General features: G+C 72.4%; 18 protein-coding genes. 6 read left to right on the forward strand and 12 right to left on the reverse strand.

Annotated elements, in window-relative coordinates; translation table 11 throughout:
- The 3 genes from galK to ACMW4R_RS00580 all read left to right on the forward strand — a co-directional run.
- Nucleotides 1-1,021 (forward strand): galactokinase (galK, locus tag ACMW4R_RS00570; protein WP_418298831.1); only part of this gene is annotated, 1,021 nt, incomplete at its 5' end.
- A 473-nt stretch (nucleotides 1,022-1,494) separates the two neighbouring features.
- On the forward strand, nucleotides 1,495-2,448 hold the full coding sequence (locus ACMW4R_RS00575) for a squalene cyclase (protein WP_418298832.1): 954 nt from the start codon (nucleotides 1,495-1,497) through the stop codon (nucleotides 2,446-2,448).
- A gap of 23 nt (nucleotides 2,449-2,471) precedes the next feature.
- Entirely contained in the window at nucleotides 2,472-3,923 is a 1,452-nt protein-coding gene (locus ACMW4R_RS00580; protein WP_418298833.1) for a carboxylesterase/lipase family protein, read from the forward strand.
- A gap of 69 nt (nucleotides 3,924-3,992) precedes the next feature.
- Here ACMW4R_RS00580 and ACMW4R_RS00585 read toward each other — a convergent pair whose 3' ends face one another.
- The 6 genes from ACMW4R_RS00585 to ACMW4R_RS00610 all read right to left on the reverse strand — a co-directional run bounded on the left by ACMW4R_RS00585 (nucleotide 3,993) and on the right by ACMW4R_RS00610 (nucleotide 10,924).
- Nucleotides 3,993-4,976 (reverse strand): LLM class F420-dependent oxidoreductase, encoded by a 984-nt coding sequence (locus ACMW4R_RS00585; RefSeq protein WP_058597667.1) that lies wholly within the window; start codon nucleotides 4,974-4,976, stop codon nucleotides 3,993-3,995.
- Nucleotides 4,977-5,396: 420 nt separating this feature from the next.
- Nucleotides 5,397-6,614, reverse strand: coding sequence for a hypothetical protein (locus ACMW4R_RS00590; protein WP_418298834.1), 1,218 nt, complete (start codon nucleotides 6,612-6,614; stop codon nucleotides 5,397-5,399).
- Entirely contained in the window at nucleotides 6,611-7,918 is a 1,308-nt protein-coding gene (locus tag ACMW4R_RS00595; RefSeq protein WP_418298835.1) for a hypothetical protein, read from the reverse strand. The genes ACMW4R_RS00590 and ACMW4R_RS00595 overlap by 4 nt, the downstream gene beginning before the upstream one ends.
- Nucleotides 7,915-8,718 (reverse strand): heme ABC transporter ATP-binding protein, encoded by an 804-nt coding sequence (locus tag ACMW4R_RS00600; protein WP_418298836.1) that lies wholly within the window; start codon nucleotides 8,716-8,718, stop codon nucleotides 7,915-7,917. Before ACMW4R_RS00600 ends, ACMW4R_RS00595 begins: the two co-directional genes overlap by 4 nt.
- Complete coding sequence (locus ACMW4R_RS00605) at nucleotides 8,715-9,830, reverse strand: FecCD family ABC transporter permease (RefSeq protein ID WP_058597663.1); 1,116 nt, start codon at nucleotides 9,828-9,830, stop codon at nucleotides 8,715-8,717. Before ACMW4R_RS00605 ends, ACMW4R_RS00600 begins: the two co-directional genes overlap by 4 nt.
- On the reverse strand, nucleotides 9,827-10,924 hold the full coding sequence (locus ACMW4R_RS00610) for a heme/hemin ABC transporter substrate-binding protein (RefSeq protein WP_058597662.1): 1,098 nt from the start codon (nucleotides 10,922-10,924) through the stop codon (nucleotides 9,827-9,829). Before ACMW4R_RS00610 ends, ACMW4R_RS00605 begins: the two co-directional genes overlap by 4 nt.
- A gap of 151 nt (nucleotides 10,925-11,075) precedes the next feature.
- Between ACMW4R_RS00610 and ACMW4R_RS00615 the strand changes: the two genes are divergently transcribed.
- Complete coding sequence (locus tag ACMW4R_RS00615) at nucleotides 11,076-12,893, forward strand: hypothetical protein (protein ID WP_418298837.1); 1,818 nt, start codon at nucleotides 11,076-11,078, stop codon at nucleotides 12,891-12,893.
- A 65-nt stretch (nucleotides 12,894-12,958) separates the two neighbouring features.
- Nucleotides 12,959-13,951 (forward strand): DUF916 domain-containing protein, encoded by a 993-nt coding sequence (locus ACMW4R_RS00620; protein WP_418298838.1) that lies wholly within the window; start codon nucleotides 12,959-12,961, stop codon nucleotides 13,949-13,951.
- Between the two features lie 54 nt (nucleotides 13,952-14,005).
- On the opposite strand, the gene ACMW4R_RS00625 is transcribed toward ACMW4R_RS00620, so the two are convergent.
- The 5 genes from ACMW4R_RS00625 to ACMW4R_RS00645 form a co-directional block, all read right to left on the reverse strand.
- A complete protein-coding gene (locus ACMW4R_RS00625; protein WP_058597659.1) occupies nucleotides 14,006-14,659 on the reverse strand; it encodes a heme oxygenase (biliverdin-producing) in 654 nt (217 codons plus the stop codon).
- Between the two features lie 44 nt (nucleotides 14,660-14,703).
- Nucleotides 14,704-15,012, reverse strand: coding sequence for a DUF2470 domain-containing protein (locus ACMW4R_RS00630; RefSeq protein ID WP_418298839.1), 309 nt, complete (start codon nucleotides 15,010-15,012; stop codon nucleotides 14,704-14,706).
- Between the two features lie 385 nt (nucleotides 15,013-15,397).
- Complete coding sequence (locus ACMW4R_RS00635) at nucleotides 15,398-16,366, reverse strand: DNA-methyltransferase (RefSeq protein ID WP_418298840.1); 969 nt, start codon at nucleotides 16,364-16,366, stop codon at nucleotides 15,398-15,400.
- Nucleotides 16,363-17,412 (reverse strand): lipoate--protein ligase family protein, encoded by a 1,050-nt coding sequence (locus tag ACMW4R_RS00640; protein WP_418298841.1) that lies wholly within the window; start codon nucleotides 17,410-17,412, stop codon nucleotides 16,363-16,365. The genes ACMW4R_RS00635 and ACMW4R_RS00640 overlap by 4 nt, the downstream gene beginning before the upstream one ends.
- A gap of 120 nt (nucleotides 17,413-17,532) precedes the next feature.
- The gene (locus tag ACMW4R_RS00645) at nucleotides 17,533-18,468 is read right to left on the reverse strand and encodes a DMT family transporter (RefSeq protein ID WP_418298842.1); all 936 of its coding nucleotides are present in this window, start codon (nucleotides 18,466-18,468) and stop codon (nucleotides 17,533-17,535) included.
- Between the two features lie 71 nt (nucleotides 18,469-18,539).
- On the opposite strand from ACMW4R_RS00645, the gene ACMW4R_RS00650 reads away from it, so the two are divergent.
- The gene (locus tag ACMW4R_RS00650) at nucleotides 18,540-19,448 is read left to right on the forward strand and encodes a LysR family transcriptional regulator (protein ID WP_418298843.1); all 909 of its coding nucleotides are present in this window, start codon (nucleotides 18,540-18,542) and stop codon (nucleotides 19,446-19,448) included.
- 191 nt (nucleotides 19,449-19,639) lie between these two features.
- Here ACMW4R_RS00650 and ACMW4R_RS00655 read toward each other — a convergent pair whose 3' ends face one another.
- Nucleotides 19,640-20,614, reverse strand: coding sequence for an acetylxylan esterase (locus ACMW4R_RS00655; protein WP_418298844.1), 975 nt, complete (start codon nucleotides 20,612-20,614; stop codon nucleotides 19,640-19,642).
- Nucleotides 20,615-20,621 lie beyond the last annotated feature (7 nt).

Consider the following 20,621-nt stretch of genomic DNA (forward strand, 5'->3'; position numbering starts at 1 on the left):
CGCCCAGCGCACGGCCGCCGCGGTCGCGCTGCGCGACGACGACGTGATCCGCGTTCGGTCGACGTTCGCCGACGACGCGGTCGAGGTCCCGCTCGCCGAGCTCGACGCCCGCATCGCCGCCGGCGGCCTCGACTGGGCGGGGTACCCGCTGGGCGTGGCGTGGGCGTTGCTTCGGGAGGCCCCGGATGCCGCGCCTCGCGGCGTCGACATCGCCCTGGCGTCGGAGGTGCCGGTGGGGGCGGGCCTGTCGTCGTCCGCCGCGATCGAGGGGGCCGTGGCATCCGCCCTCAACGACGTGTGGAACGCCGGTCTCGACAAGGTCGCCCTCGCCCGCGTGGGACGCATCGCCGAGAACGACGCGGTCGGCGCCCCGACCGGGATCATGGACCAAATGGCGTCGATGCTGGGCGTCGCCGACGCGGCGACGTTCCTCGACTGCCGCACGCTCGAGACCCGCGCGGTGCCCCTCGGGTTCGCCGACGCCGGGCTGTCGATCCTCGTCACCGACACGCTCGTCGAGCACGCGCACTCCTCGGGCGGATACCGCGAACGCCGCGAGGCGTGCGAGCGCGGGGCGGCCGCCTTCGGCGTCGCCGCCCTCCGCGACCTCACCGTCGACGACCTGCCCCGCGCCCAGGAGATCCTGGACGACGTCACCTTCCGCCGCGTGCGCCACATCGTCACCGAGAACCAGCGCGTGCTCGACACCGTGGCCGCGCTCGACGCCGAGGGCCCGACGGCGATCGGCGACCTGCTGACGGCATCGCACGCGTCGATGCGCGACGACTTCGAGATCTCGGTGCCCGAGCTCGACCTCGCCGTCGAGACGACTCTCGCCGCGGGCGCCCTCGGTGCCCGCATGACCGGCGGCGGCTTCGGCGGGGCGGCGATCGCGTTGATCCCCACCGGCCTCATCCCGGCGGCGACCGAGGCGGTTCTCGCCGCGTTCGCGGCATCCGGTTTCCGCGCCCCGAACGTGTTCACCGTGACGCCGTCCGAGGGCGCGCGCCGCGACGCGTGACGGGCCGGGGCGCGGGTCGGCGTCGGCTCCCCCGGCCGGCGGCGGCGCCGCGGCGGGGGCCCGGGGCGGGGCGCGGGGGCGCGGGACGGCGCGCATAAACGCCATCCGCTCACATAAACGCGCTCTCCACGTGTTTCCGTGCGCGAACAGCGTTTATGCGTGACGCGGCAGCCGCCGCCCACGGCAACCACGCCGCCGCGAGCGCCGCGGCCCACCCGGCCCCCACGCGCCACGGACCGGTCGAGCAGGCGCACCGCCACGGCCCCGGCCCCCTCGCCATAAACGCTCTCCGCTCACATAAACGCGCTCTCCACGTGTTTTCGTGCGCGAACAGCGTTTATGCGTGACACGGCCGCCCCCCCCACCCCGGGCATCCGCCCCGCCCGACCCCAGCCACCGCACCCCGCCCGGCCCCGCGCACTCAGCCCACCCAAAACCTGTACGCACCGCGGCTACGGGCGTAACCTGCCCGGATGACCGACGACGACGTCCTCGCCTGGCTGGCCGACAGCGACCCGGCGCTGCGCTGGAAGGTCGAACGCGACCTGCTCGGCGCGCCCGAGGAGCAGTGGCGAGCGACGCGGGCAAGGGTGCCGCACGAGGGTTTCGGGGCGCGACTCCTCGCCGCTCAGGGCGAGGACGGGCTCTGGGCCGGCGGCGCGCACTTCCCCGCCGGCTTCGAGTGGGGTGATCCGCAGCCGTGGACCGCGACCTCGTGGTCGCTGATGAGCCTGCGCGAATGGGGAGTGGATGCCGAGGCCCTCCGCCCCGACACCGTCGGGCTCATCGACCGCAACGTCCGCTGGGAGTACGACGACCTGCCCTTCTGGGGCGGAGAGGTCGACGCGTGCATCAATGCCTTCACCCTCGCGAGCGGAGCGTGGTTGGGGGCGGATGTCAGCGGCATCCGGAACTGGTTCGTCGAGCATCAGCTCGGTGACGGCGGCTGGAACTGCGAGTGGGTGGACGGGTCGACGAAGTCGTCGTTCCACTCCACCCTGAACTCCGTGATCGCGATCCTCGACGACGAGTGGCGCACCGGCGGCACCCCCGAACTGCACGCGGCCCGGAAAGGCGGGGAGGAGTACCTGCTCGAGCGGAGGCTGCTGTACCGGCTGTCGACCGGAGAGCGGCACGCGTGGGCGCATCACCTGGGCTATCCGTTCCGTTTTCGCTACAGCGCGCTCCGCGCCCTCGACCACTTCCGCGCCGCGTCCGAACGCGACGGCACCGAGCCCGACCCGCGCTTGGCAGAGGCGATCGACCGGGTGCGCGCCTCGCGCGACACCGACGGCACGTGGCGTCAGGCCTCCCCGCTCGAGGGGGCGGAGTGGTTCGCCGTCGACGTCCCGGCCGGCGAGCCCTCCCGCTGGCTGACGTTCTTCGCGCTGCGGGTCCTGCGCTGGTGGGACACCGCTCGCGCGTGAGCCCGACCGGGCAGGATGGGGGAATGGATGCCACCGTGCTCGCCGTCACCTCGAAGGGAACCGTGCGAGGGTTCCGACGGGGCGGGACGGCGGTGTTCCTCGGCATCCCGTTCGCGCAGGCGCCCGTGGGGGCCCTGCGCTTCGGCGCGCCGACGCCCGTCGCCCCCTGGGACGGGGAGCGCGACGCGACCGCGTACGGGCCGACGGCACAGCGGGGTGACGCCGGCATCACCCTCATCCCCGAGCCGAGCGTGCCCGGCGACGCCACGCTGAACGTCAACGTCTTCGCCCCCGCCGATCGGGATCCGGATGCCACCCTCCCGGTGCTCGTGTGGATCCACGGCGGGGGCTACACCTCGGGGTCGCCCGCGAGCCGGTGGTACGACGGCGACGCGTTCGCACGCGACGGCGTCGTCGTGGTCGTGATCTCGTACCGGATCGGCTTCGACGGGTTCGGGCTCATCGACGGCGCACCCTCGAACCGCGGGCTTCGGGATCAGGTCGCCGCCCTCGAGTGGGTGCGCGACGAGATCGGCGCCTTCGGCGGCGACCCGGCGCGCGTCACCGTCGCAGGACAGTCGGCGGGCGGCGGGTCGGTGCTCGCGCTGATGGCGAGCCCGGCGGCATCCGGTCTCTTCCACGGCGCGATGGCGATCTCGCCCGCGATCGGGGCGGTGCCCGCCGACACCGCTCGACGCTTCGCCGCGCGCGTGGCGGAACTCGCGGGGGTGTCGGCCGACCGTGACGGGTTCGCCGGCGTGACGGAGGAACGACTGGTCGAGCTGCAGAAAGCCGCGGGGAAGCCTCCGCGCGGACGCGCGATCGCCTCGGTGACGGCGCTCCTCGACAACGGGTTGCCGCTCGGACCGGTGATCGACGGAGACGTGTTGCCGCGGCATCCGCTCGACGTGCTCGCCGAGGAGACGGGCGTGCCGCTCGTGATCGGCTCGACCGACGACGAGTTCACGATGCTCACCGCTCGCTACCGCGGCCTGCTGCGGTTCGTGCCGGTGTCGCTCGCATTGGCGGTGCTGGGTCTCGGGCGTTCGCGTCGCCGTGCGTACCTCGCGCGCACGCGGCGACAGGGAACGGCGGCGATCCTCGGTGGGTACGCGACCGACCGGGTGATCCGCGCGACGGTGTCGCGCGTCGCGCGGGCGCGGGGTGTCGCGCCCACCTGGGTCTACCGCTTCGCGTGGGCTTCACCGAGGTTCGGCGGGGCGTGTCACTGCCTCGACGTGCCGTTCTGGTTCGACCACCTCGACGCGGACGGGGTCAGCGCGATCGCCGGGGATGCGCCTCCGCGAAGCCTCGCCGCGCAGCTGCACGGGGCGGCCGTTGCATTCGCGCGCGACGGCGATCCTGGCTGGCCCGCGTGGGATGCCACGGCACGACGGGCGCGGGTGTTCGACGGCGCGGCATCCGTCCCGTTCGTCGAGACCGACGCGTACGCCGACGTGGCACCGCTCGTGTGATTACCGTCGCGTGAGGGAGCAGCTTTCGTTGCCCGGGAGCAACGGAGGCCGACCCCTCACGCGCCGGGGTCAGAGCGCCGGAATCACCTCGCGCTCGAACAGCGAGATGCCGGAGGTGTCGTAGGCCGCCTCGGGGAAGTAGTGGATCGCGTAGCCGAGGCCGTGGGCGGCACGCTCGCGCAGCCGCTCGACGATTCGCTCGGGCGTGCCGAAGCCGTCGGAGGCGCGGTAGTCGGCTTCGATGGCATCCGCCCGCTCGTCACCGACGTGGGGGCGGAGACGGGCCACGACCGCGGCGAGACGATCCTCGGCCTCGGACTCGGTCTCGGCCACGATCGTGTTGAAGTTGGTGGACTGCGTGATGTCGCTCACGTCGCGACCGAGCGCTTCGCAGTGACCGCGCAGCACCGCGGTCTTGTGCTCGAACTCCTCGATCGAGCCACCGAAGTTCGTGTACGAGGCGTACTTTGCCGCGATCTTCAGGGTCACCTTCTCGCCGCCGCCCGCGATCCACAGCGGGATGCCGCCCTCTTGGAGCGGCTTCGGCTGCACGATCGCGCCGTCGACCTCGTAATACTTCCCCGACAGGGTCGCTTCGCCCGTCGTCCAGGCCTGGTGCATGATCTCGACCCCCTCGCGCAGGCGCCCGAGGCGCTCGCCGATGGGCGGGAAGCCGTAGCCGTAGGCCTTCCACTCATGCTCGTACCAGCCGCCGCCGATGCCCATCTCGGCGCGACCGCCCGAGATGGCGTCGACCGTCGCCGCGACCTTGGCGAGGTACGCGGGGTTGCGGTACCCCATGCACGTGCACATCTGGCCCAGGCGGATGCGGTCGGTGGCGGCGGCGAAAGCGGCCATGAGGGTCCATGCCTCGTGAGTCGCCTCGGCGCTGGGGACGGGCGTCGTGTGGAAGTGGTCGTAGACCCACAGCGATTTCCACGGGCCGTCGTCGGCGCTCTGAGCGAGCGCGTTCATGACGCGCCAGTGCTCACTCGGATCGATGCCGACGAGGTCGAAGCGCCAGCCCTGGGGGACGAAGATGCCGAATTCCATGGCCTCACCCTAGGCGCGGCCGCCGACATCAGGGGCCGCACGGTCGGTTTCGGTCTGTCCGGGTCGAGGTCCGCGCGCGGGGCGGGGCGGGTCGCGGTACCGTCACGCGGAGTTCTCCGGCGACACGCCGTGCGGGGCGTGCCGTCATCGGCGTGTCGGCCCCCGACTCCGCGTGACGGTACATCCCACCGCGAAACGACACCGACCCGCGCCCGGCCGTACCGTCACGCGGAGTTTCTCGACGACACGCCGCTCCCGTCGCGCCCTGAGCGGCGTGTCCTCCCCCGACTCCGCATAACGGCACACCCCCGCCGGGCACATCCCCGACCCGTCACGCGGAGTCACCGGGCGACACGCCGCCACGGCGGCACCTCCCACGGCGTGTCTACCCCGAACTCCGTGCGACGGCACACCCCGCCCTCAGGGCAGATCCGCCCTTCGCTGCCACGGGAACGCCCGCATCATGCTGAGCACCGCGACGATCGCCAGCCCGAGCGCGGCGGCGGAGCCGAGGAGGGGCCCCACCAGAGGCGAGAGGCCACGTCGCGACTCGGGGACCAGCCCGGCCGCCTGCGGCTGTGTCGTCAGCGGCGCCGCGACCGGGAGGAACTGCTGCAGCGGCGCGGCGGCGGCGATCGTCCCCGGCGCGCGCCGCAGCGGGTTGTTCGGTGCGTCCGCAGGAGTACCTCCCGTCCCGGCCGACGGCGGCACGGCGACCGGCGCTGCCGACGAGTAGCTCACCGTGAGGGGCGACGCCGGCTTCGCGGCATCCCGGACCCCGCCCGTCGTGAGCCAGTACCCCTGCTGTCCCGTCAGGCGGTGGAAGTCGACGAAGGACTGCGGGAAGGACCCCCAGTACGCCTCGTTCGTCCCTGAGCGTGCGACCTGCCCCGCCCCCACGCTCAAGACTCCGAGGTACTGCGGGGTGACCGTGAAGCCCCCGGTGCTCGAGAGATCGGCCGCGCGGATGTCGGCCAGCACGATGGTCTGCGCAGCGATCGGGCTCCATTTCGTCATGTCGTCCATCGAGGTGCCGTAGCCACTCGCGCTCGCCGTGAGCTGGCCGTTGCCCGCCGCGTCGAGGGTGAGTCGTGGGTCCGTCACGCTCCAGTAGGTCATGCCTCCGTAGAACACGATCGTGAACGAGCCCGACCACCGGATGTCGAGCGTGCCGTCGCGGCGCGTGCCCGTGCCGCCGTCGATGACGACCTGGTTTCCGCTGGTGCTCGCGGTCGAGGCGACCGACACCGCCGCGCCCGTCGGATCCTGGCATTTGGTGGCCCACGACGCGGTCGCCCACTGGCCCCCCGCCGTCGGCTTCTCGATGCGCACCCGGCCATCCTCGGCGCGGTAGAGGCCGTCGTTCTCGCCCCAGACCCGGGCGCCCCCCGCGTCGCCGGCGACACCGGCGCTGAGGAAGTTGCATCCCCCCGCGAAGGCTCCGCCCCCAGATTCGGCGTTGAGACCCCACCGCAGTTGCGCGTCGACGATGGTGCCGTCTCCGCCCCCGGGGTCGCCCCCGGGCCCGGGCACTGTCACGATGACGTCGTCGGGACCCGCCGCAGCCGCCGGGGCCGCGCCGAACCCCAGCAGCAGGGCGGCCACGAGAGCGACCCGCAGCGCCGTGCGCGCCCTCATCGCAGCGTTCCCGTGGGCAGCAGCTCGGTCGGCGCGTCCGGAGAAGCGACGGGCTCGCCCACCGGCCCCGTGTCGTTCGCGGCAGCGGACGGCGCGGCGACGGCTGAGGCGGTGCCGACTGACGCGGCGGCGGGATGAGCGGCAACGTCCGGTGCCGGCGCGGCGGGAGGTGGTTTGGCACCGGAAGACGCGCCGCCCGGCGTGGCCGGGGTGCCCGCCGCCGCGGCATCCGTCCGCACCGTCGCGGCAGCCGCGCGCTTCCGCTTCGCACGACGCCGTGTCCGCGCGCGCACGATCGCGGTGACGATGCTCGTGATGATCAACGCGACCGACAGCGCGATGCACGCCAGGAGCAGCACGAGCACCCACGTCGGCGCGGTCGGCGCGTCGGAGACCGCTGCCACCGCGGTCCCGCCGCTGACGGCGACCTCGGTCTCGGCCACCGCGCCCGATCCTGCCCCGCGCAGGGTGACGAGGTGCGTGCCGTCGCGGATCTCGCGCGGCACCGGCAGAGCCGCGGCGACCTCGCCCTGCGCCCCGGCGGTGAGTGGACCCACGGCCGTGAGCCCGCCGTCGAGCGAGGCGACGACCTGTTCGCCCGGGGTGAAGCCCTGGCCGGTGAAGACGATCGACGTTCCCGCCGTGACCGCGGCCGACTCGACGCCGACGCGCACGGCACCCGCGGCGGCCGGCGCGCTCGCGGCGGCAGGGGCCTCGGTCGCGGAGGCCGCTGCGAACCAAACCGGCGTGAACGTCTCGTTGTTCGCGTTCTTCACCCCGTGCGCGCCGATGGTGATGATGCCGCAGGTGACGCGTCGGCAATCGACCTCGGTCACGTTGCCCTCGCGGTCCTGGCTCTCGAACACCGCCCCGGGAATCACCATCGACACCGACCACGATCCGTCGGCGCCCAACGTGCCGTTCGCGGAGCTCTCGGTCTGGCTGCCCGGGAACGCCAGGAAGCGCTGGTACCCGTTGTTGTCGGCCGATTCCGCGTCGGGCACGTACCGGTAGTCCGCCCCGACCACTCCCCCGGCGCTCGGGCGCCACGACCCGCCGCTCGGGTCGTCGACCCACCCGAACAGCACGTAGATGCCGCCGAAACCGTTCGGGATCGACTGGAAACCCGAGCCCGAGACGGTCACGTCGGTGGCGTAATCGGGGCTCGCGGATGCCGCGCCCTCGGGGCCGGCGACCGTCACGGTCCCGGCGGCCCACACGGGGGCTCCGGCGACGACGACGCCCGCAACGGTCAGGGTCAGAGCGGTCGAGAGAGCAGCGAGACGACGAGTCAGAGGGTTCATACGTGTTCTCCGGGGATGGGGGATGCCAGGGGCGAAGCGTCGGCGACGACGAGCAGTGTTCCGCGGGGCCCGTCGACGACGTCGATCGGATGCCGATACACCCGCGTGAGCAGCTCGGCATCGAGCACGTCGCGCGGCGGCCCGATCGCGACCACCCGCCCGTTCTCGAGCAGGACGACGCGGTCGGCGTACGCGGCGGCGAGCCCCAGATCGTGCAGGACGACGATGGCCGCGCCCCCGGCGTTCACACGATCGCGCGTGCGGGCGAGCACGCGGTGCTGGTGGCGAATGTCGAGGCTCGCGGTGGGTTCGTCGAGCAGCGCGATCGCGCACTCCTGCGCGTACGAGCGGGCGAACGCCGCTCGGGCGCGTTCCCCGCCCGAGAGCCCCGTGACGGCCCGGTCGGCGAACGCCTCCACCTCACCGGCGACCAACGCCTCGGCCACCGCGTCGTCGTCGCGCGCGGCGGCAGGGTGCCGGCGCCACGGCGCCCGCCCCATCCGCACGACGTCGCGGACGACGAAGGGGAACGACACCTCATTGCTCTGGGTCAGGACCGACCGGCGGCGCGCACGCTCGGCGACGGGCCACGAGTCCAGGACCGCCCCGTCGAGCTCGACGGATCCCGTCGCGGGGGTGCGGTCTCCCGCGAGCACCGACAGCAGCGTCGACTTGCCCGCGCCGTTCGGACCGACGAGCACGACCATCTCTCCCGCGGCGAGGTCGAGGTCGACGTCGTCGAGCACACGTCGACCGCCGACGTCGGCTGAGATCCCGCGCGCACGCAGCACCGGCGTCATCCCCATCCCCCCGACCGGCGGCGCGTTCGGCGCAAGAGCCAGAAGAAGAACGGCCCGCCGATGAGGGCGGTGAGCATGCCGATCGGCAGCTCCGACCCGGGTACCGCGGTGCGCGCGACGAGGTCGGCGGCGAGCAGCAGCACCGCGCCGCCGAGGGCACTCGCGGGCAGGAGCAGGCGGTGACCGGGCCCGAGCACCATGCGCATGAGGTGGGGCACGACGAGACCGACGAAGCCGATGATCCCGCAGAAGGCGACCGCGGCGCACGTGAGCAGGGCGATCACGACGATCGCGATCACGCGCAGCCGCTCCACGCGCACGCCGAGGTGCTCGGCCTGCCGCTCGCCGAGCGCGAGGAGGTCGAGGCTCCCGGCGAAGAACAGGCACGCGACGATGCCGACGATGGCGAGCGGGGCGACGACGGCAAGGTCGTCCCACCGGGTGCCGTTGAGCGAGCCGAGCTGCCAGAACACGATCTGCTCGCGCTGCTGCGTCGACCCGAGGTAGGTGAACAGCGCGATCGCGGCACCACCGATCGCGTTGACCGCGATACCGGTGAGCACGAGCGTGACGACCTCGGTGCGTCCGTCGGCACGCGCCGAGGCGTAGACGATCACGGTCGCGGCCAGCCCTCCGGCGAACGCGAGGGCGGGCAGGGTGAGCGGGCCGAGGAACGTGAGCCCGAAGACGATGGATGCCGAGGCCCCGACCGCCGCACCCGACGAGATGCCGATGACCCCGGGCTCGGCCAGCGGGTTGCGGAACACGCCCTGCATGACGACACCGGCGGTGGCGAGCGTCGCCCCCACCAGCACCGCCATGAGCAGACGCGGCATCCGGATCAGCCACAGCGTGGCCTCGCCGTTGACGTGCTCCATGACCGCGCCCGGCCCGACCGACAGCACGCCGAGTCCGATCCCGCGCACCGCCTCGTTCCAGGCGCGCGCGAAGGCGCCGACGACCTGATCGGGCGGGATCGAGAGCTGCCCGCTTCCGGCCGACACGACGACGAGCACCACGAGGGCCACGGAGAGCGAGCCGAAGACCGCCGGGACACGCGCGCCGATCCGTGCTCTCGGTGCGGCGACGGGTGCGGCCGCGACCGCCGTCATCCCGTCGCCTCAGGCGCGTAGACGGCGACGGCGAGCGCGTCGAGCACGTCGGCGGCGGCGGGCCCGAAGCTCAGCACCGTGGTGTCGGACATGTCGACGATGCGTCGGTGGCGACCGGCATCCGTCTGGGCGACCGCGGGGAGGTGCTCGGTGAGACCGTCGACGCCGCCCACCGATTCGAGGCCCTTCGTCATCATGATCAGCAGGTCGGGGTTCGCATCGACGAGGGCCTCGTCGGTGATCGGGCGCATGCCCTTCCAGCCGATCTCACCGGCGACGTCGATGCCCCCGAGGGCCTCGATCAGGCTGTCCGCTCCGGACTCCTCGCCGAACAGGTAGTAGACGCCCGACTGCCCCCGGACGTAGAGGAACATCATGCGGAGCTTCTGAGCGGGGTCACTCGGCGCGACGGCGGCGATCTGCGCGATCTTGGCGTCGACCGCGGCGGTGCTGCGCGCGGCGAGCGCCGCCGCCCGCTCGGGTACGCCGAGAGCCGCTCCGACCTGCTCGATGAGCGATCCGACCGATTCGAGCGACCGGTGCGAGTCGACCACGACGACCGGGATGCCGGCATCCCTCATCTGCAGGATGGTGTCCCACGGGCCGAGGCTCGTGTCGGTGAGGATCACCGTGGGGGCCGCGTCGAGGATCGCCTCGGCGTTGAGGTCGTGACCGTTCTCGGTGACCACGGGCAGGTGCGCCGCCTCGGGGAATCCCGTCGAGATGTCGCGCGCGACGACCTGGTCGCCGAGGCCCAGCTCGAAGACGATCCGCGAGAGCGATCCGTAGATGTCGAGGGTGAGGATGCGCGAGGTGTCGGTCACGGTGACTCCGGTGCCCTGCGAGTCGGTGACCGTCGCGGGCAGCACCTGCGCACCGTCGGTGACCGGCACGATCGGCGCGGCGGCCGCGACCGCGGTCGACGGCCCCTCCCACGACAGCGGGTCGGCGAGCGGCGTCACCTCGGCCAGTGGGGGCGTCGAGCCGGCGACGTCGCCGTGCGCGGTTCCTGCGGTGTCGCATGCGCTGAGTCCTGTGGCCATGGTCAGGGCGAGCGCGAGCGCGACGATGCCACGAGTCGTTCGACGGATCATGAACGTACCTCCAAGTAAGGTGAGCCTACCCTTAACATTGCCTGGAAGCGGACTTCATGCTTAGGTAAGCCTAACCTGCCTTCCAGCACCCCACCGGGGTGCACCCGCGCATGCCGTCGGGACCCGTCGGAAGGTGGAGAAGGGAACGAACGTGGATTCCTCCACGCACAGACGCCGGTTCGTCCGCGTGACCACCGCGAGCCTCGCTGCCGCGGCGATCGCCCTCGGCGGGGCTCTCGTCGCCGCCCCCGCGCACGCCGCCGACACCACCGTCGACGGCGCCGTCTTCCGCTGGGGCATCAACGCCGAATCCAACGCGGCCGCCTTCGCCCCCGGCACGGTCAACCTGCTGTCGGCCGGAATCGTCACGGCGACCTCGTCGGCCGACCGCGTCACCACCTCGAACTGGAAGCAGAGCGACGGCAACACGCAGATCCTGAAGAAGCAGTCCGATGGCAGCTACGCCGCAGCGACGTTCGCGGGCCTGCGCACCGACGCGAACGGCACCACCATCACCTCCGGGAACGGACTGAACTCGGGACACATCGCCGAGATCACCGGCGGCACCGGCACGGTCGACGTGGATGCCAACACCGCGACGATCCAGTGGACCGGGTCGTTCACCTCGGCGTACTACTCGGGCATGACCCGCTCATGGATCACCGACCCGAAGCTCACCGTCGCGAGCGACGGCACCGGCACGGTCACCGCGACCCTCGGCGGCTACGGCACCTCGATGGACGATCCCGACAAGTTCGAGACCCTCACCCCGGAGCCGAATGTGGTGATCGCCACGCTGACCGGCGTCGACGTGACCCCCACCGGATTCACCGTGACCCCCGACTACCTCGGTCGCACGATCACCGTCCCCGAGGGCTCGGTCGCCCAGGTCACCTCCGGTGCGAACGCCGGGGCCTTCCCGCAGTCGTTCGTCGACTTCCAGGTGAAGACCGGTCAGGGCTCGTACTGGTACTCCTCGGGCGGTTCGGCCGACGCGCGCAAGCCCGCGAGCCCGCTCTCGGTCGCCTACACGGCCGCGCCCGTGGCATCCGCTCCCACCGTCACCGTCTCGAAGAGCAGCGGTCTCACCCAGGGTGAGACGGTCACCGTCACGGGCAGCGGCTTCCTGCCGTCGGGCACCGCCACCAACGGCACGCGACCGCCCCTGGCCGGAACCTTCAGCGGAACGTACGTCGTGTTCGGCAAGTTCGCCGACGTCTGGAAGCCCTCGGCCGGCGCGGCCTCGTCGGCACGCTCGGTGATCGCGCAGAAGTGGGCGGTCCCGGCCGCCAGCATGGCGACCGTCGGCGGCGCGAACAGCGGCGCGATCGAGCTGAAGGAGGACGGCACGTTCTCGGTCGACCTCGCCCTGAGCACCACCGAGGCGCAGAACCTCGCCGCCGGGAACTTCGGCATCTACACGTACGCCGGCAGCGGCACCGTGTACGCCCCCTTCGAGACGTTCACCCCGATCGCCTTCGCCTCGTCGACCGACGTGATCGTCGAGGTCCCGGACTGGGTCGACAACCCCACCGGCTCGTTCGGGTGGGCGTTCGAGGGCACCTCGCCGGCCAGCCTCGGCACCGCCGTGCAGGACGGCGCGAACTTCACGGCATCCGGATCGCTCACGAACATCGTCGTGACCGACACGCGCGCCGGAGGCACCGCGCCGTACACGTGGAGCATCTCGGGCCAGGTCGGGAACTTCGCGTCGAGCACGGGCGGGTCGTTCTCGAGCGACCTGCTCGGTTGGAAGCCCAAGCTCGTCACGGCCGGGCAGACCGTCACCGCCGGCGCGGAGGTCGCGTCGACCCGCCTCGGCGGCACCGGGCTCGGGGCGTCGCGCGTGCTCGCGTCGTCGACCGCGGCCGCGAACGCCACCGTGGGAGCCGACCTGTCGCTCGTGATCCCCGGCACGACCCCGGCCGGCGACTACACCGCGAAACTCACCATCACCGCCCTGCAGTAATCCACCCGACGGGGACTCCGACGCGCGTCGGGGTCCCCGTCGCCCGTCCCGCAGAAAGCCCGCCCGTGTTCCGACGCCCTCTCACGTTCGCCCTCCTCGGCTCCCTTCTCCTCGCGATCGTCGCTCCGGCACCCGCGACGGCCGCCGACGGCGGTGTCGCCTGGAGCGTGCAGACCGCCGACAACGCGCAGGGCGCGGGTCGCGCGAACTTCACGTACGACGTGGTCGAACCCGGGAGCGTGATCTCCGACGCGATGACCGTGGTCAACACCGGCACCGAGCCCCTCCCCCTCGCCGTCTATGCCGCCGACGCCTTCACGGCATCCACCGGCGAGATCGACGTCCTCGTCGACGGGCAGCCGTCGCAGGGCGCCGGGACGTGGGTGTCGGTCGCCACGACATCGCTGTCGCTGGCGCCGGGCGAGTCCGCCGAAGTGCCCTTCACCGTCACGGTGCCCGCCGACGCGCGCCCAGGCGACCATGCCGCGGGCATCGTGACCTCCCTCACGAGCACCGACGCTTCGTCGACGCTGTCCGTCGACCGCCGCCTGGGCACCCGCATCAACCTCCGGGTCGCGGGCGAGCTGGTGCCGGCAGTCGCGTTGTCCGCGGTCTCGACCCGGTACGAGGCATCCTGGAACCCGTTCGACTCCGGGCGCCTCGTCGTCGAGTACGCGCTCGCCAATACCGGCAACACACGACTGACGGGGGCTGAGACGGTCGCCACCGCGGGCCTCTTCGGCACCCGCACCCCGCCGGCGCAGCTGACCGAGGTGCTCCCGGGGTCGACCGTGGAGATCGCGCGCGAGGTGCCGGCGTTCTCGCTCGGGTGGGTGTCCGGCTCCGTCGACATCGCGCCGGAATCCGTCGGCCTGGGTGCCGCACCCCTCGCGCCGGTGACGGCCGAGTTCTCGGTCGCGGCCGTGCCGTGGAGTCTGTACGCGCTCCTGGCGGTGATCCTCGCGACCGTGCTCGTCGCGGTGTTGCTCGTACGGCGTCGCCTGCGCGCGACGGCGCCGGACACGGCAGTGCCGGGTGGCGAGGCGGCGGCGTCTTAGGTCGCGCCGGAGCCCGTGGCATCCGGTCACTGCGTCCGCGACGCCGGGAGAGACTCAGGCCGACTGAGCCGCCTTCGCGCGCGCGAGGTCGACGAACAGCTCGGTGTTGAACCGGTAGGCCACCAGCACCTCCTCGATGACGCGCTCCTTCTCGTCGTCGTCCCAGGGAGCGGCATCCAACTGCTCGCGGTACACGTTCTTGAACGCGTCGGGGTCGGCGATGTCGCCGAACAGGTAGAAGCCGATGCCGTTCGTGTCGAAGCCGAAATGCCGCTGCATCAGTCGGCCGATGAACTGCCCGCCCGACAGGTCGCCGAGGTAACGGGTGTAGTGGTGGGCGACGAAGCCACCCGGCCAGGTCGCCGCGACGCGGCGGATCCGCGAGACGTACGCCTGCGTCGTCGGCAGCGGGGTGATGCGCTCGCGCCAGTCGGCTCCGATGAGGAACTCCAGGTCGGCCTCGAGAGCGGGAAGGCGCGTGAGCTTGTCACTGAGGAATACGGATGCCACGGGGTCGACGCGCATGCGCTCGGTGGCCTCTTCGAGCGCCTCGTAAATGAACCAGTGCTGCACGACGAGTGCGACGTAGTCGTCGCGCGTGCCCGACCCCTTCATGAGGTTCGTCATGAAGTCGGCGCCCTCGCTCGAGGAATGGGCAGTGCGCGAGCGCTCGCGCAGGGCGACGGAGAACGGGATGACAGCACTCATGGCGCCATCATACCGAGAAGGTTAGGCGAGCCTAACCTTCTTTCTCAGTGTGGTCGCGGCTCGACCCCGAGCCGCCGGCACGCCTCGTCGTAGAGTGCGACGATCTCGCGGCGCACCTCCCGGCGCTCGGCGATCGACCCGCCCGGCCACGGCACGCGCACCTCGGTGACGGCGCCGCCCTCATCGGTGACGACCCATTCACCCCCGTCGCCGTCGAACCCGGTCATGCGCGCCGACCCGACGGGCGTCACCGGACCGAACGCGCGGGCGATGAGCACGTTGTCGTCGCGGTGGTCGTCGTTCATGTGGGCGAGCACGGCTCGCTGGATCTCGGGGTCGAACACGTACGTCATTAGGTAAGCCTAACTTCGCGGACCGCCCGCCCGTCCGCCGTTCACTTCCGGTCCGGCATCCGATCGACGTTCCGCGCCGGGACCGAGCAACCGCGACCCGTCACGCGGAGTCGCCGGGCGACACGCCGCTCGAGCCGCGCCCTGAGCGGCGCGTCCTCCCCCGACTCCGCATAACGGCACGACCCCGCCGGGCGTAACCCCGACCCGTCGTGCGGAGTTCCCCGGCGACACGCCGCCACAGCGGCACCGCCCACGGCGTGTCCACCCCCGACTCCGCATAACGGCACACCCCACCGCGCGGCGCCGACTCCGCACGACGGCACGCCCCGCGGCGCAGCGCCGGCCCCGCACGACGACCCGCACCGGTGGCGACCGGCCCGCCCACTCAGTCCGCGAACGGCTCCAGACGCTTGTGCATCACGGCCACGGCGTCGGCGTTGTCATCGATCAGCACGGAGTGCCGGCCGAGCGGCGCGGCGACGGCGCCCAGCGTGCCGCTGCCGGCGAACATGTCGAGCACCCGGTCACCGGGGCGGCTCGAGGCCTGCACCATGCGGCGCAGCACGCCCTCGGGCTTCTGCGTCGGGTAGCCGGTCTTCTCACGTCCCGTGGTCGGGACGATCGTGTGCCACCACACGTCGGTGGGCATCTTGCCGCGCGCGGCCTTCTCGGCCGTCACGAGGCCCGGGGCCATGTACGGCTCGCGGTCCACGGCATCCGAATCGAAGAAGTACTTCGCCGGATCCTTCACGTACACGAGGATCGTCTCGTGCTTCGTGGGCCAGCGGCGCTTGGTCTTCGCGCCGTAGTCGTACGCCCAGATCAGCTCGTTGATGAAGTGGTCGCGCCCGAACAGCGCGTCGCACATGACCTTGGCGTAGTGCACCTCGCGGTAATCGAGGTGCAGGTAGAGCGTGCCGTCGTCGGCGAGCAGGCGCCACGCCTCGATGAGCCGCGGTTCAAGGAAGCCCCAGTAATCGTCGAAGCGGTCGTCGTAGGTGCGCAGGTCTCCGCGCAGGCGCGCGTACTCCCGCCCGTGGAAGCCGCGCTGCACGACGGGGGCGGGAGGCGGCTCCTCCTCGGGGAACGTCAGCATGTTCGGATCGTCGACGGATGCCGTGTCCTCGGGCTGCTCGGCATCCGGGGTCGAGGCGCCCTCCGACTCATCGGCAGCGGGCGTCCACGTCGCCGACTCGACGGCCTTCGAGCGGGTCCGCCCCGTGTTGAACGGCGGATCGAGGTAGACGAGCGCGAACGAACCGTCGGCGTAGGCCGGGGTGACGGTGAGGTTGTCGGCGTGGTGGATCTCGACGCGGCCGGGTTCGGGGGCGTCGGGGAGGACCTCGGTGCTCACGGGACGCGCTGCAGCCACGCGTCGGTGGCGAACTTCGTCTCGACCAGCGCCTCGGCCTCGGCGTACTCCTCGTCGGTGATGTGCCCCTCGGTCGCGCCGTACAGCGTCGTGAACGTCTGGATGAAGCGGTCGATGACCTGGTCGCGCGGGAGGCCGGTCTGGCTGCGCAGCGGGTCGACGCGCTTGGCGGCCGAGACGGTGCCCTTGTCGCTGAGCTTCTCGCGGCCGATGCGCAGCACCTCGGTGAGCACCTGTCCGTCCATGTCGTAGCTGAGCGTCGCGTGGTGCAGCACGCCGCCGTTGGCGAGGCGCTTCTGCGCGGCCCCGCCGATCTTGCCGTGGGGCCCGGCGATGTCGTTGAGCGGCTGGTACACCGCGTCGATGCCGAGAGAGCGCAACGCCTGGAGCACCCAGTCGTCGAGGAAGGCGTACGAGTCGGCGAAGGTCATGCCGGCGACGAGGGATGCCGGGACGTACAGCGAGTACGTCACGATCGAGTTCGCGGCCATGAGCATCGCCCCACCGCCCGAGATGCGGCGCACCACGTCGAAGCCGTGCTTCTCGGCGCCCTCGGGATCGACCTCGTTGCGCAGCGACTGGAAGGAGCCGATGACGACGGCGTTCTCGTTCCACTCCCACAGGCGCAGCGTGGGCTTGCGCAGCCCCGCACCGACGCGGCTGGTGAGCACCTCGTCGAGGGCGAGGTTCATGCGCGGGGAGACGGGACCGTCGTGCACGACCTCCCACTCGAAATCGGCCCAACCGGGAGCGGTCACCAGCGCGCGGCGGATCGCGGTCGCGACCGACTCGGGCGTGAACCCGAGCAGCTGTGCTCCCTCGGGCAGCGCCGCGCGGATCGCCGCGGCGATCGTGGGGACGTCGGACTCGATCGGCAGACCGTTGACGGCGGCGTCGATGTCGTCGAGGGCGTCGTCGGGCTCGAGGAAGAAGTCGCCCGCGAGGTGGAAGCCGTGGATGCGACCCTCGCGCTCTTCGAGGTCGACGACGACCAGCTTTCCCCCGGGGACCTTGTACTCGCCGTGCATACGTCCAGCCTACGGCGGGGGCGCGGCGGCCGCGGCGGGTCTGGAGGCGCCTGGGTTGCCGCCGTCCGCCGCCGAGACTGCGTCGAGCTGACATCTCCCCTGCAGCGTGCAGTGGAGATGTCAGCTGCGTGCAGTCTCGGCGACCCTCTCGACCGGAGCGGGAGCGGTCGCGGCGCGGTGCCGCCGCTCGATCGCCTGACCGGCGTACGACGCCGCGATGATGAGCGCTCCGCCGGCGAAACCGGGCAGACCGAGGGCCTCGCCGCCGATCACCACCCCCACGGCGAGCGCCCACACGGGCTCGGTGCCCATGAGGATGCTGGCGCGGGTCGCCGACGTCCGACGCACGGCCCACAGCTGCACGACGAACGCGAAGACCGAGCACATGAGGCCGAGGAACAGCACGTCGAACCATCCGGATGCCGTGAGCCGACCGACCGCGAGGGGAAGGTCGACGCCGGCCACCGCCGACGACGTCAGCGCGCACACGACGAGCTGTACGAAGACCACCGCGAGGGTGCTGTCGTCGCGGCCCCGCGTGAGCCGCGCGCTCGCCGTGACGTGGACCGCACGCACCACCGCGGCCGCGATCACGAGGGCGTCGCCCGCCGTCGGGAGACGGAATCCCGCGCCCGACACCAACAGCGCGACCCCCACGACGGCGGCGATCGCGGCGACGAAGTACGACCGCGGCAGCCACGAACGCGCGGCCACGCTCTCCAGAAGCGGGGTGAAGATCAGCGCGAGGCTGATGAGCAGCCCCGCGTTGGTGGCCGAGGTGAGGTGCACGCCCCACGTCTCGAGGCCGATCACCGCGGCTTGCGAGCACCCGAGGAGCGCCGCGATCGCGAGGCCGCGGCCGCGTGGCATCCGTTCCCTCCGTGCGAGGCAGATGACCCCGAGCGCGGTCGCGGCGACGAGGAAGCGTAGCGCGACGGCAGGGGCGACGCCCACCTCGTCGGTGAGCTCTTTGGCGGCGAGGAAGCTCGCGCCCCACACCGCGGCGACGGCGATGAGGAGGACGTCGACGAGGATCTCGGGAGGGCGGCGGGTCACGCATCCACCGTCGCCTCCAAAACCCGGAAGAACAATGGGCACTTGCTTCATCGTCCCGTAAGTTCGGACTTATGGATGCCACCCACCTCCGCCTGCTCCGAGAGCTCGGCGACCGCGGCAGCGTGGCAGCCGTCGCCGCGGCCCTGCACATCTCGGCGTCGGCGGTGTCGCAGCAGCTCGCGCACCTGCAGGCGCGCGTTCCCGTCCCGCTGACCGTCCGGCGCGGGCGCGTGCTGACGCTGACGGCGGCGGGCGAGGCTCTCGCGGCGGCGGGGACGCGCGTCGACGAGGCGTTGACCGCGGCGCGAGAAGCGGTCGGGGCGTTCCTCGACAGCGACGACCGGCCCGTGCGGGTGTCGGCCTTCCACAGTGCGGGACTCGCGCTGTTCGGTGCGCTGTTGCGCGAGCTCGACGGCATCCCTCCCCTGCACCTGTCCGACGCCGATGTCGCGCACAGCGACTTCCCCGGGCTCACCGCCGACAACGACCTCGTGATCGCGCACCGGCTCTCGCACGACGCGCCCTGGCCCGCCGATCGCGTGGTCTCGACACCGCTGCTGACGGAGCCGCTCGACATCGCCCTGCCCGCGGCGCACACGCTCGCCGCGCGGGACCGGATCACGGCGCGCGACCTCGCCGACGAACGGTGGGTGTCGGTGCATCCGGGGTTCCCGCTCGCCGGGGTGCTCGATCACCTCGCGGCGCACCTCGGTCGCCCGCTCGACATCGCCCACCGCATCAACGAGTTCTCGGTCACCGCCGAGGTCGTGCGTGCGGGCGCGGCGATCGCGGTGCTGCCGCGCACGACCGGGCTGCCGCCGGCCGTGGACGGACTCGTGCTGCGTCCGCTCGCGGACGTGGCGCTGGTGCGGCACGTCGACGCGCTCGCGCGGCCCGATGCCCTGGCGTACGCGTCGGTGCGGAGCGTCCTCCGCGCGCTGCGGACGGTCGCGGGGCGCGCGACGGAGGCCGCCGGCTGACGCGGGCGCGGGCTGACGCGAGCTCGGGCCGCGCGCGAAGGGGTCTCCGCCGCGCGCGAGGCGGCCCGAGCCCGGGCCACGCTCACAGTGACTTGCGGCATATGCACGCGGGGCGCGTGCTCGGGCGAGCATTCGGCGCACGTCACGGGATACGGCGCTGCCACCGGTCCCTTCGACAAGCCGGGCGGGAACTACGCCAGGCGGCGCGAGAGCTCCCGGAGGGCGATGAGCTGGTGGTGCGGTCCGCCGCCCTCGTGGCCGTTGTAGGGGTACACGCGGATGCTCTTCTCCCCCGCGTAGTGGTTGTACGCGGCGAAGACCGTGGACGGCGGGCACACGGCATCCCGAAGTCCGACCGAGAAGAGCGCGGGAACGCTCGAACGGGCGGCGAAGTTCACCCCGTCGATGTACGACAGCACGCGGAAGACCGCGTCCTCGTCGCCGCGTCGCGTCTGCAGGTAGGTGACGAGCTCGCTGTACGGAGCCGCGTCGGTGAGGGCGACCGCGCGACGGATCGCGCTGAGGAACGGGAAATCGATCGCGGCGGCGACGAGCCCCTCGGCGAGCGCCGCCGCGGCGAGCGCGATGCCGCCGCCCTGGCTGCCACCCCACACCGCGATGCGGTCAGGGTCGATCGCGGGATGCTCGCGCACGGCGTCGACGGCGCGGACCGCGTCGCAGAACACGCGGCGGTAGTACGAGTGCGCGGGGTCGTCGAGGCCGTCCGTCAGCCGACCGGAGGGGTGCGGGGCGCTCCCGACCGGGTCGGGGGTCGCGCCGGGGAGGGCGCCGCTGGTCTGTCCGCGCGTGTCCATCACGAGGACGGCGAGACCCGCGCTCGGCAGCAGCGTGTGCTGGTGCGCGAGGCCGCGACCGGAGTTGTACCCGATGTACTGCACGACGCAGGGAAGCGGACCGCTCGCCCCGCGGGGCCGGAGCAGCCACGCGCGCACGGGGTGGCCGCCGAAGCCCGCGAACTCCACGTCGTCGACCTCGACGCCGCCGACCCCGCTCTCCGCGGCCGGAACAGAGCGGAACCGCGGCTCCCAGCCTTGCCCGCGCGCCTCGGCCAGGGTGTCGGCCCAGAAGCGGTCGAAGTCGGCGGGCTCGTCGCGCGGCGGACGGAAGGTCTCGAGCTGGTCGAGCGGGAGATCGAACTGCGGCATGGGGCTC

The sequence above is a fragment of the Microbacterium sp. S1037 genome (assembly GCF_048381605.1).
Classification (GTDB): domain Bacteria; phylum Actinomycetota; class Actinomycetes; order Actinomycetales; family Microbacteriaceae; genus Microbacterium; species Microbacterium testaceum_B.

Coding starts and splice junctions, on each gene's coding strand:
- ACMW4R_RS00575 (WP_418298832.1), top strand. CDS start 1,495: ATGACCGACGACGACGTCCTCGCCTGGCTGGCCGACAGCGACCCGGCG.
- ACMW4R_RS00585 (WP_058597667.1), bottom strand. CDS start 4,976: ATGGAATTCGGCATCTTCGTCCCCCAGGGCTGGCGCTTCGACCTCGTC.
- ACMW4R_RS00580 (WP_418298833.1), top strand. CDS start 2,472: ATGGATGCCACCGTGCTCGCCGTCACCTCGAAGGGAACCGTGCGAGGG.
- ACMW4R_RS00655 (WP_418298844.1), bottom strand. CDS start 20,614: ATGCCGCAGTTCGATCTCCCGCTCGACCAGCTCGAGACCTTCCGTCCG.
- ACMW4R_RS00640 (WP_418298841.1), bottom strand. CDS start 17,412: ATGCACGGCGAGTACAAGGTCCCCGGGGGAAAGCTGGTCGTCGTCGAC.
- ACMW4R_RS00600 (WP_418298836.1), bottom strand. CDS start 8,718: ATGACGCCGGTGCTGCGTGCGCGCGGGATCTCAGCCGACGTCGGCGGT.
- ACMW4R_RS00610 (WP_058597662.1), bottom strand. CDS start 10,924: ATGATCCGTCGAACGACTCGTGGCATCGTCGCGCTCGCGCTCGCCCTG.
- ACMW4R_RS00590 (WP_418298834.1), bottom strand. CDS start 6,614: ATGAGGGCGCGCACGGCGCTGCGGGTCGCTCTCGTGGCCGCCCTGCTG.
- ACMW4R_RS00650 (WP_418298843.1), top strand. CDS start 18,540: ATGGATGCCACCCACCTCCGCCTGCTCCGAGAGCTCGGCGACCGCGGC.
- ACMW4R_RS00625 (WP_058597659.1), bottom strand. CDS start 14,659: ATGAGTGCTGTCATCCCGTTCTCCGTCGCCCTGCGCGAGCGCTCGCGC.
- ACMW4R_RS00630 (WP_418298839.1), bottom strand. CDS start 15,012: ATGACGTACGTGTTCGACCCCGAGATCCAGCGAGCCGTGCTCGCCCAC.
- ACMW4R_RS00595 (WP_418298835.1), bottom strand. CDS start 7,918: ATGAACCCTCTGACTCGTCGTCTCGCTGCTCTCTCGACCGCTCTGACC.
- ACMW4R_RS00605 (WP_058597663.1), bottom strand. CDS start 9,830: ATGACGGCGGTCGCGGCCGCACCCGTCGCCGCACCGAGAGCACGGATC.